Source organism: Nocardia sp. NPDC058633 (assembly GCF_042717045.1).
GTDB lineage: Bacteria > Actinomycetota > Actinomycetes > Mycobacteriales > Mycobacteriaceae > Nocardia.
Genome location: NZ_JBHXRA010000025.1, coordinates 56,411 through 66,570 on the forward strand (window position 1 = coordinate 56,411; position 10,160 = coordinate 66,570).

Below are 10,160 nucleotides of genomic sequence, written 5' to 3' on the forward strand. Positions count from 1 at the left end.
GCCAGAAGCATTCACTATCGCGGCGATAGACCAGCGCACCGTTCTCGTCGCGCCATTCACGTCCGTCGTGTGAGACCGTCTAATTCTCTTGGGGTGTGCCGGACCTGCCGTCATCTTTGATGTAGGTGACGTCGCGTGGGGCCGTGGGATCCATCGCACGCAGGCGCACCTGGGCGCGCATCTCCTCGAACGCTTCAAGTTGCCGTACTGCCCGCTCGTACTCTTCGTCGTGGGGGGGTCGTCATGACTACCGGTTCCCTCTCGACCATCTGGATCACGACCCGGCCCGTCGCAGGGTCGAAATACTTGTTGTGCACGGTGAATTGGCTGTTCGCCAGTTCCACCGCCGGTTGGGCCAACGCTGTAGCCCTCGCGCGCCTAGCCTGAGCCGCCACAGTGGGGGATCAAATTGGCAACCAAGTAGGCCACCATGGCGGGATGTTGCCCGGCGGGCACACCGGAATCCGGGCAGCCTGACCGGGATCATGAAGCCAGAACATCATGAACCATAGAATCGCGAATGAGCCGAGCAGGCAAACCACGAAGGTCAAGCAAACCCGAAGAATTTCAGGGGTGCTACCGCTAAAGCGCCTACTGACCGTCAGGGTGGCCCCCCACCAAAGAGCGACCACGATAATGTTCGGCACCAAGAGCAGCAGCAAGGTGATACCTTCCCCAGCTCCAGCCACCCCGCAATCACGCCAGGAACGCGTGACCGTGCTGTGGACCGTTTTAGAGGTGATTACACCTGCCACGAGGCTGACCACGACATAGATCGCTAGGGCTCGACCGGTCGGCCTCGCTGACCGATCTACAAAGTTGGAACTATCCACCATTGGTCACTCCGAACCGACTACGGACACGCTATCTAGCGCCGAAAGGAAAAAGTGGGGCATAGCTATCGACCTCGGTAGGATCACTGAGTCACCCTGATCTGGGTAACGCTCTCGCCTTCACTCATCGCTTGATCCATTTCCTGCATGGCCTGTTCAATTCCCTCGTGGAGTTGGGCTTGGGTCATATCATTTCCATACTTTTCGTACAACTCGGAACCGATTCGCATCGAGATGTCATCGCCCACATCGTTGGCGCCAGTCGACCCACCCTGATTCGCCGCCCATATCAAGGTATCCTCGGGGAATCCGGCGGCTCGGCCAACATATCCGTAATGAATATTTGAGTACAGGTCGTAATAGACTGCTCGGTCTTGGGAGGGATCCTTGAAGTAGTAATCGTCTTCGGCGGAGAGATCGAAACGATCTTCCAATTGGGGCTTATGATCCCACTCCGCGCCTACTTCTACCTTTTCTTTGAACGCAAGCAGGGCTGCGGCCGGGTCGTTCGTGGATGACGACGCAACTTCCCACCAATCAGCATCGTTCAGTTCAGCCATCCGGGCAACGTCAGCAGAATTTACATTCCTCTTCATCTCGTCGAAAATGAAGGACTCCGCTTCGATGAAGCGCTCCTCACTCATAGTGTAATCATCCAAATTCATCTGCGTGTCCGCGAGCTGTTTCCACTTATTGTATTCGTTCTTCGCCTCGTCGATCGCCGTGTCCACCGATGCACCGGTAACTGGATCCACACGCACACCCATATACTTCAGTTCAATGAGCCGGTCCAGCTCCGCCTTGGCATCTTGCAGGCGTTGAGAAGTAATCGGTGAAGCCGCTGACTCGCGCGAGTTACCGTCACCGAACTGATTGCCCCGGGTTCGGATTTCCTGCGCATTTGTAGTGATAGCAGTATTGAATTCACTGATCGCAGAGAGAAGGCTGGCGACGGCCGTATTGATCGCATCCTGATGCGCTTGCTTCTGCGTGGGGATCGCCTTGTAACGAGGACCATCCTCGTTGATCGGAACCTCAACGGTATCAATTTCGACCAGCCACTCGTTACTGACCTTGAAGGTAGCGGCGGCAGTTACGTCACTCTCGGCCTCCTGGACCTTGGTGCGCACGGTGCTACGTTCACTATCGAGTCGTGATGCGCCCGCGTCGAGCGCGTCAGCGAATTCGCTATTTTCGATGGCGAGTTTGCGACCTTCGTCCACATGTTCAGCAACCCGGTCCCCCGCTGCATCTTTCGCTTTCCCTGACCATCCGATATCAGCGAAGTGAGTATTCATGCGATACAGCTGTGCCTCGTAATCTGCACTGTCGCGGCGTATCTCGGTTGCCCACACCCGCAGTTTGTTGATGTCCCACCGGTCGAGCTCAGCGCGAGTCGGCATCAGCGATCAGCCCCTGAAGTGCCGAAGGTCAGGCTAGCGAGTTGCTGCTCGAACTGTTGGTCGGTCATCGCGTAGTTGTCTGCACACGAGGTGATCAGCGTGGACATGCTCGCCAAGCGCCACGCGACCCGGAGCCATGCGCCTTCTATGTACTCTCCTGCCGTTGCGCACCTGGAACCGATGTCGCAGCCGGGCAGTGCGACACTGATTGCATCACCGGTAGTGCGAACATCGATCTCGTCGATCTTGGTGCCGACGTCCTTGATTGTGGTCGAAAGTTGACGTAGCTGTTCGATATCGGCGTCGAGCATGACGAAGACCTCCCCCTCAGTGTTTCTAGATCGAATAGTAGTCGTCTGCCTGGAACTGGTCAGATCGATCGGACATGTTGCAGGTAGCACGGAGTAGCGTCACGGGAGTCGACGTTTTCGGTGCCTACTCGGAGGTCTGAGATGGACGTGCTGCTCGGGATCGGAACACGTAAGGGCTTGTTTCTGGCTCGGAGCCGGGATGGGCGGGCGAGTTGGACGGTGTCGCCGCCGCAGTTCCCGGTGGCGGATGTCAAAGCGTTGGCGATCGATACTCGGCGGGGGACGCCGCGGGTGCTTGCCGGGGTGTTGAACAGTCATTTCGGGCCGACGTTGGTGGTCAGTGATGATCTCGGGGAGGCGTGGAGCGAGCCGGATGATGCGCCGCTGGCGTTCCCCGAGGACACCGGGGCTGCGCTGGGAGGTGTTTGGCAGATCACGCCGGCTACCGATGCCGAGCCGGATGTTGTGTACGCGGGCGTCGAACCGTCGGCGTTGTTCCGGTCGACCGATCGGGGTCGGACGTTCGAGCTGGTCCGGGGATTGTGGGAGCATCCGCATCGGCCGCAGTGGGAGCCGGGCGGTGGTGGGTTGGCTTTGCACACTGTGCTGCCGCATCCAGTTGATACGCAGCGGATGGCGGTGGCCATGTCCACCGGTGGGGTTTATCAGACTGCCGACGGTGGGGAGTCGTGGACGCCGACGAACAAGGGGGTTACCGCGGACTTCATGCCCGGCGAGTTGCCGGAGTGGGGGCAGTGCGTGCACAAGGTTGCCGTTGATGCAGAGTCGCCCAGCACCATGTATCTGCAGAACCATGGTGGTGTGTTTCGCAGTGCCGATGCGGGGGTGAGTTGGCAGTCGATCGATGGTGGGTTACCACCGTCGAACTTCGGCTTCCCGATCGTCGCGCATCCGCGCCGACCCGGCGTGATCTACACCTTCCCGCTGGTGGCGGACATGGAACGCTTTCGCTTTCCGCCTGAAGCCACCTGCGCGGTGTATCGCAGTGAAGACGGCGGCGAGACGTGGTCCAAGCAGAACGTGGGGCTGCCGCAGGTGCCGTTCTGGGCTGCGGTCATGCGTGATGCGATGTGCGCCGACGACGCCGACCCGACCGGGATCTACTTCGGCACTCGCAACGGCGAAGTGTATTGCAGCGCGGATGAAGGCGATCATTGGCAGCTCGTGGCCGACAAGCTGCCCGACGTGCTGTGCGTGCGCGCCGCGGTTATCGGGTGACGCGATGGCTCGCGTGTGCTTGCCCTCCATGCTTCGCACCTACGTCGATGGCGCGAAGGAACTCGATATCGACGGTGCGACGCTGCAGCAGGTCCTCGATAGGCTGCGCGAACGATCGCCTGGTTTAGAGCGCCGTCTCCGCGATGAACGTGGTGTATTACGCCGGTACGTGAACTTCTATATCGACGGTGACGAGTGCCGTCTGCTCGACGGCCAGGACACCGCCGTCGGCGCACGCACCGAGGTAATGATCATACCGTCGGTCGCCGGCGGGTGAACCATATTCCGTTGGGACACAAATGATTACCGATAGTAAGGCGTGGCCTGCACCCAGTGGAACCCCCGCGAGACCGCCGGGTACTGCGCGAGGTCGACCTGGTCCAATTGCATCCGTACCGGACGTCCGCCGAGCGTGCCCTCCAGGATCAGCCGATCCGGTTCTGGCTGAACGTAACTGAATGTCGCGATCTTCCACTGGTGTGCGGTGTCTTTCGACAGCGTGATGGTGTGCTGGTCGGTATCGATCCGTGCAGGGAACGAGACGAGTGAGTCGTCGAGCCGCTGCACGGTCATGCCCTGCGGTATGTCGAATATGATGCGGCGAAATCGTTGGGTGGCGCTGGGTATTCCGCTGTTGGCGAGGGGCTCGCGGAAGTCAACCAGTGCGGGCACCTGCTCGCCCGCGACCGAGTATTCGGTGACGTTCCAGATGCCGTAGAGCGGGGACTTGGGCCGGGCATTGCCGTAGGTGTGCCAGCCGTCGTACGCCTCGACGGTCGTGGCGCAGAGCAGCCAAACACCCACCAGCACCTGAGCTGCCAACAGAATTCGGTTGCCACGCGGTGTGGTGAGCAAAGGTGTCGATGTTCGCGCGTCGACGGCGCGGCCGAGCAAAGTCCGAACGATTCGAGCAATATCGGGTGCCGCCAAAACTGTTGCAAACAAGAACAATTGCAGTGCGAACAGCTTCACCGGAACATCGAAGCTGAGATTCATCAGGAGCACCTGCAGCGCAACGACAACGGCGAGCACAGAGCCGATCGCCGAGGTTACCGGAAGGATAAGCAAAGCCCCTGCAACAACTTCCGCCGCACCCAGGGCCATCTCGTACGGCTCCGACAGCGACGACTGCGCCCACAACACCGCCATCGGACTCATGTGGCCGAACGGTTCGACCAACCGCTCGAGGTTGAACGACATCTGAGTCGGCAGTACTTTGATCATCCCGTACAGCAACAGTGCGCTGGCCAGGGAAATGCGCAACAGCAGCCGGAACCACTCGTACAGGCGCGCGTAGTTGGGGCGGCGGCGATCGAGCACCGACCACGCGGCGGTAACCGGCACGGCAACCAGGACCAGGGTGAAAACAGACACCCATTTCGCCGCGGTATCTCCACTGCCGGTCACCGCGTAGTCGATGGGTACGTCGAAGACGCGCGTGCTGAGCCAGTCGGTGAGCGGATGTAGCGCCGTCCATTTGGCGACCTCGGTCACCGCCCCCTGCGGAACACCGAGGGTGCGCAGCAACATGTGCAGCAGCCACACCCCCGCCATCCCGACACCGACAACAACGAACCCGAACCGGAAGAGCACGCGAACCGCCGGATGCCACCGCTCCACGGCTTCCCGCCCGACGCCAACGACCTCGGGCTCCCGCTGCGCCAACACCCCTGTAACCATCCATCACTCCTGCGGTCGAAAGCCGTCGGGTGAAACGCTATGGCAGCGGGGACAGCCGGGAAATCCGGCAAAACCGCTGCCCCGAGCACTCGGGCCATATCTTCTCGGGGGTCGGCCGCCCGAAGTGCCTGCCATCTGCGACCAAGTCAACTATGTTGTTACTCAACGCATTACGGCTCCACCTGCTGTACGGAGCTGGTATCCGGAGGGGGATCGATGCCGAATATTCATCGCGAGCGGGTAGCACGGTGGGCGGAGCGCACACTCGCAGAACAGCGACAGTTGACACCCGACCAGAGGCGGTTCCTGGCAGGTCTACTCACCGTGCGCGGCTGGCACGTGCTCGTGGATCGCGGTTCGCCCGTACCCGATCGGATCGCGGCGTTCGCGCTGGGACGCACGGGCGTTTTCGCACTCGTCTTCTGCGATACGCTGCCCAGCTCGACCGAAGTGCTGAAGATCCGCGGCGATGCCGAGCAGGCGTTCGCCAGGTTCGCTGTCGGCGGCGCCCAGTTCGTACCGCATTCGGTCGACATCGTGCTGCTCATGCCGCGAGGCTCGCGAGCAGCCGCAGATGGTCGCTATCTCGTCGTCGATGAGACCAGCTTCGTCGAGACTCTGACGCATCGTGCGAAGCGGATGCGTGCGGAGCGAGTCAGTGAGCTCGCCGCGACCGCCGCGGAGAAGCTGAACACGCACAGCTACCTCTGCGCCGACGATGCGCCGCAAGCCGAAACAGTCGATGCCGGCGGGCTGTTCGACCAGGACGACCTGCGCGTTGACGCAAGGACGGCAGCACTCGCCCGACCGTTCAGTGATTGGATGACGTTCCTCGACCCAGATCAGCTCTCGCTCGTTCACACTACATTTACCGGGCCTGCTCGGTTCAGCGGCCCTGCGGGCACCGGCAAGTCGGTCGTCGCGCTGCACCGCATGGCGCACTTCGCCAAGCGAAGTCCGGGACGACTGCTGTTCACGACGTTCGTCAGAAGCCTGCCTGCCTACCACGAGCGAGGCTTCGCGCAATTGGCGCCACACGCCGTGGATCGTGCCCAGTTCAAGGGCCTGCATGCCTGGGCGACCGCGTTCCTCCGCCGTCGCAGAGTCGAGTTCGACCTCGACAACGCCGCGATCAAGGAGGCGTTCAGCAAGGCTTGGCGGGGCGCCGGTGGGGTGTTGAACCGGGTCGAGGGTACCGATCGCGGCTACTGGAAGGACGAGATCGATAGGGTGATCAAGGGCCGTAGGGTCACTGACCTTGCGGGATACAAGCGCGTAAAGAGGGTAGGCCGCGAAGGTATCAGCCTCCGGTCCTCCCGTCGTCAATTCGTCTGGGAGAACCTGTATCTGCCCTATCAGGAAGTCCTGGACGCCCAGCAGGTCCACGACTTCAACGACGTCATCTCACTGGCCGTCGACGAACTTCGAGCACGACCGCTCGACAGTGCTGAGGCGTACTCTATGGTCGTCGTCGACGAAGTGCAGGACTTCACTCTCACGCAGTTGCAGTTGGTGCACCAGATAGCGGGCGGCGATTTCGACGCTCAACTTCTCCTGGTCGGTGACGGACAGCAGCAGGTCTATGCCGGCGGCTGCACGCTGTCCGAGGCCGGGATCCCCCTCGCCGGTGGTCGTGGTCGCGTACTGCGCACGAATTACCGTAATCGTGAGGCGGTGCTGCGATATTCACAGCGCATCGACGCGGGCAACACCGTCGACGATCTCGACGGCGGCGCCGGCATCATTCTCCGTGACAGCGATCCGACCTTGTCGGACGGTCATGCGGAAGACGTGCACATCTTGCGCCGCGATATCGACCGTCTCCTCCCCCTTGCGATCCGCGAGGCAGAGATACAGCCGGATTCCGAGGTCGCCGTGATCGTGAACTGGCCGAACGAGGTCTTTCGATACCTGCGAGTGCTGCGCAGGGCAGGCATCGACGCCATCGCGCTGGAGAACGACGACGGCTCGCAAGTCGGACCGGTCAAGGTGGGCACGGTGCGCCGCGCGAAGGGGATGGATTTCGCGGCGGTCTTTCATATCACCGAGGAACCGCCATCCGATCTCGCCGAGCTGTCCGGGGGTGCCAGGGACCACGCCGAGATGCTCGCACGGCAGCTGCTCGTCGCCACCAGCCGCGCCCGTGACTATCTCTGGGTCGCCTACCTGTCGGACTGAATTGGAAGGTCGGGGCTGCGCACGACGACCCGCGCACATGGCTCTTCCGACCGCGAATGCTGCAGTCCGACAACTGGATTCCAGCGGTGGAGAACGTGATGTAGCTTGGCCGCATGCAGGTTCGGAGATTCGAGGACAGTGATCGGGCGGAGTTGCGTCTGCTGTTCGAGCGCGCGGGGCAGGGGTCACCGACTGAGGCCTTGTGGGGCCACGCCGACTCCGAAGCAGCGGTATACCTCGATCCCTATATGGAGTTGGAGCCCGAGTCTCTGTTCGTGGCCGAGGAGGGTGGACAGCTCGTCGGGTACCTCACCGGGTGCGTGTATACCGTGGCTTTTCCGAGTGAGGACACACGTATTGCCGAGGCGCTCCGTCGGTATCGGCCGTTTCGGACCAGGCAGGCTGTGGTGTTCTTCGGGCGCAGTACGGTCGATGCGCTGGGGGCGACGATACGGAGGAAGGCGACGGCTGGTGAGTTCGACAATTCACGGTGGCCTGCGCATCTGCATATCAACGTCGCGCCGGAAGCGCGGGGAACCGGGGCCGCCGCGGGGTTGATGAACCTGTGGTTCGACCGTCTGCTGACCGAACAGGTGCCGGGGTGCCATCTGCAGACGTTGGTCGAAAATGTCAGGGCGGTGCGATTCTTCGAACGAATGGGTTTTACGGCGCACGGTGAAACTCCGGCGGTGCCGGGACTTCGTTACCGGGGCGCTCGCGTTCATCAGTTGACGATGGTCCGATCGCTCTGAGCGACTCCGCGTGGGTGTCGTGGCTACTGGCCTGACCCCATAGGTGAGCCACCCGGTATTAAAGCCCTGTAGGCCCTACGCGGGCTGGAAGGGACACTGAGAGTTATGGCTGGTCAGAAGTGGCATTCCGCGGAGGATATCGCGCGCAACTTGCGTCGCGCGGGCGAGGTAGCCGCGGAAGGCAAACAGGCGAGCAGATCACCGCTGAGCTTGGCGTATCCGCACCGATTTCCCGCTACCTGATCCTCGACCCGCCCTGGAAGTTCAACGAGGACTGCCCGACCCTGCTGGTCTACGTCAGCGATGACCACGGCGGCGGCTATCTCGCCATGGGCAGCCGCAGTCCTGGTCCATCCCAGGGCAATTGCGGCCAATGAGCGCGACCTTCTGGACCGTCTCTGCCGCCGTGCCGGATCCCAGGCACGGCGCTCGGGGCCGGCCAGCCGCTCGTCCGTGACGTGCTCGGCGATCCCGGCCGCGCGCAGCGTTCGCACGGAGTTCCGCCGTTGCCGCGAGATGGATGGCCGCCTGGGCTTCCCGGCGGTCGTGCATCGCACCGTTGGCACCGGTTGGGGCCGGCAGTCGAGCGGGCAGCAGTACGGGACCTGAGCGCTTACCACGGCAACGCTAGCCGCGGTAAGCGGAATTACCGCGGCATGGTTGTTGTCGTAGGGCGGGTGCGGTTCGAGTCGATCTTTCCTCGGATCTACGCGCGGCAAATGCGCCTACCCACAGCACGGTATGAGTCAGGCGTGTTTCGAGCTCGCCAGCGCACGCTCTGTCGCTGCGGCACGTGCGCTGAACGGACACTGCCAATCCGCGGGCTTGGGTCGACCTGAGTATCGGCGCGCTTCCGACAGTGTCTCGTACTCCATCAGGTTCGGGTTGATGTCGCCCTGCAGCATGATGTCCTGCTTTCGGATCTTATCCGCCAAACGGTCCCACATGCCGTCGGCCTTGATCCGGGTGAACTGCTCGTGGGAGTTGAACGCGAGCATCGGAAAGGGCGGACGACGGCCGAACCGCCGATGCGTCTCGTGTAGCCCGATCACGAAGAATGGATGGCCCGCCACGCTGTATCTGAACTCCCCGGACTGCGGATCCGACGAGCACCCGGGAGCCCAGGCGAACCGATCCACATCCGCCTCGTGCAGCAGCTGCAGGTGCTCCCATAGCAATTCCTCGAATCGCAGCTCATCCACTCCACGCGGCTGCTCGAACGTCGCTATGAAACTGGTGAACTTCCGCGAGCTCCAGTCCGCCCAACCGACGAACTCCGCCAGATCCGCCGCCATCAGCCGCGCCGACTCTTCGCTACCCATCACCTCATAGTGACAATGGGTGATCCCGCCCTGGCGCAAGGCGGAACGACCCGCCAAACAGGCGAACTGATCTCCGAGCAAGAATTTTTCCAGCTCGTCTCGCGCATCCGTGGTCAATCCCGGCGTTCCTTTCCAAACCAGATCTCAACACCGAGCTGGTGCGCGCCGATCCACTCGGCCAACGCCGCCACCTCGCCATACTCGAACTGATCCTGTCAGTCGACCAGGCGGATACGCGAATCGTTCGAATCGCCACCTACCACTGTTTGCGCCGCTCGAGGAGGTAATACCGGTGCGCCGCGTGTCCCGGATCACGATGTCGTTGTAGATCCCACCGTCGGCTCGGGAACGCAAAAAGGCCCCCCAACCGAAGTTGGAGGGCCTTTCGCAATGATGTTCCGGCAGTGTCCTACTCTCCCACACCCTGTCGAGTGCAGTACCA

At 61.9% G+C, this 10,160-nt stretch carries 9 protein-coding genes; 5 read left to right on the forward strand and 4 right to left on the reverse strand.

Annotation, left to right across the window (positions count from 1 at the left end):
• Positions 1-916: 916 nt before the first annotated feature.
• Both ACFWUR_RS27315 and ACFWUR_RS27320 read right to left on the reverse strand, forming a co-directional pair.
• Entirely contained in the window at positions 917-2,236 is a 1,320-nt protein-coding gene (locus ACFWUR_RS27315) for a polymorphic toxin type 44 domain-containing protein (protein ID WP_378910603.1), read from the reverse strand.
• Positions 2,236-2,547, reverse strand: a complete 312-nt coding sequence (locus ACFWUR_RS27320) for a hypothetical protein (protein ID WP_378910604.1) — start codon at positions 2,545-2,547, stop codon at positions 2,236-2,238. The genes ACFWUR_RS27315 and ACFWUR_RS27320 overlap by 1 nt, the downstream gene beginning before the upstream one ends.
• A 141-nt stretch (positions 2,548-2,688) precedes the next feature.
• On the opposite strand from ACFWUR_RS27320, the gene ACFWUR_RS27325 reads away from it, so the two are divergent.
• Both ACFWUR_RS27325 and ACFWUR_RS27330 read left to right on the forward strand, forming a co-directional pair.
• Positions 2,689-3,786, forward strand: a complete 1,098-nt coding sequence (locus ACFWUR_RS27325; protein WP_378910605.1) for a WD40/YVTN/BNR-like repeat-containing protein — start codon at positions 2,689-2,691, stop codon at positions 3,784-3,786.
• Positions 3,787-3,814: 28 nt separating this feature from the next.
• The gene (locus ACFWUR_RS27330) at positions 3,815-4,063 is read left to right on the forward strand and encodes a MoaD/ThiS family protein (protein WP_378910606.1); all 249 of its coding nucleotides are present in this window, start codon (positions 3,815-3,817) and stop codon (positions 4,061-4,063) included.
• A gap of 26 nt (positions 4,064-4,089) precedes the next feature.
• Here ACFWUR_RS27330 and ACFWUR_RS27335 read toward each other — a convergent pair whose 3' ends face one another.
• A complete protein-coding gene (locus ACFWUR_RS27335; protein WP_378910607.1) occupies positions 4,090-5,451 on the reverse strand; it encodes a DoxX family protein in 1,362 nt (453 codons plus the stop codon).
• Between the two features lie 54 nt (positions 5,452-5,505).
• Here ACFWUR_RS27335 and ACFWUR_RS27340 point away from each other — a divergent pair, with 54 nt between their 5' ends.
• The 3 genes from ACFWUR_RS27340 (at position 5,506) to ACFWUR_RS27350 (ending at position 8,639) form a co-directional block, all read left to right on the forward strand.
• The gene (locus tag ACFWUR_RS27340) at positions 5,506-7,644 is read left to right on the forward strand and encodes a UvrD-helicase domain-containing protein (RefSeq protein ID WP_378910608.1); all 2,139 of its coding nucleotides are present in this window, start codon (positions 5,506-5,508) and stop codon (positions 7,642-7,644) included.
• Positions 7,645-7,757: 113 nt separating this feature from the next.
• Positions 7,758-8,396: a GNAT family N-acetyltransferase gene (locus tag ACFWUR_RS27345; RefSeq protein WP_378910609.1), complete on the forward strand. Its 639-nt coding sequence runs from the start codon at positions 7,758-7,760 to the stop codon at positions 8,394-8,396.
• A gap of 105 nt (positions 8,397-8,501) precedes the next feature.
• Positions 8,502-8,639, forward strand: a complete 138-nt coding sequence (locus tag ACFWUR_RS27350; RefSeq protein WP_378910611.1) for a hypothetical protein — start codon at positions 8,502-8,504, stop codon at positions 8,637-8,639.
• A 503-nt stretch (positions 8,640-9,142) separates the two neighbouring features.
• Here ACFWUR_RS27350 and gntA read toward each other — a convergent pair.
• A complete protein-coding gene (gene gntA, locus ACFWUR_RS27355; protein WP_378910613.1) occupies positions 9,143-9,835 on the reverse strand; it encodes a guanitoxin biosynthesis heme-dependent pre-guanitoxin N-hydroxylase GntA in 693 nt (230 codons plus the stop codon).
• Positions 9,836-10,160 lie beyond the last annotated feature (325 nt).

Coding starts and splice junctions, on each gene's coding strand:
- ACFWUR_RS27315 (WP_378910603.1), bottom strand. CDS start 2,236: ATGCCGACTCGCGCTGAGCTCGACCGGTGGGACATCAACAAACTGCGG.
- ACFWUR_RS27320 (WP_378910604.1), bottom strand. CDS start 2,547: ATGCTCGACGCCGATATCGAACAGCTACGTCAACTTTCGACCACAATC.
- ACFWUR_RS27325 (WP_378910605.1), top strand. CDS start 2,689: ATGGACGTGCTGCTCGGGATCGGAACACGTAAGGGCTTGTTTCTGGCT.
- ACFWUR_RS27330 (WP_378910606.1), top strand. CDS start 3,815: ATGCTTCGCACCTACGTCGATGGCGCGAAGGAACTCGATATCGACGGT.
- ACFWUR_RS27340 (WP_378910608.1), top strand. CDS start 5,506: ATGGCAGCGGGGACAGCCGGGAAATCCGGCAAAACCGCTGCCCCGAGC.
- ACFWUR_RS27345 (WP_378910609.1), top strand. CDS start 7,758: ATGCAGGTTCGGAGATTCGAGGACAGTGATCGGGCGGAGTTGCGTCTG.
- ACFWUR_RS27350 (WP_378910611.1), top strand. CDS start 8,502: ATGGCTGGTCAGAAGTGGCATTCCGCGGAGGATATCGCGCGCAACTTG.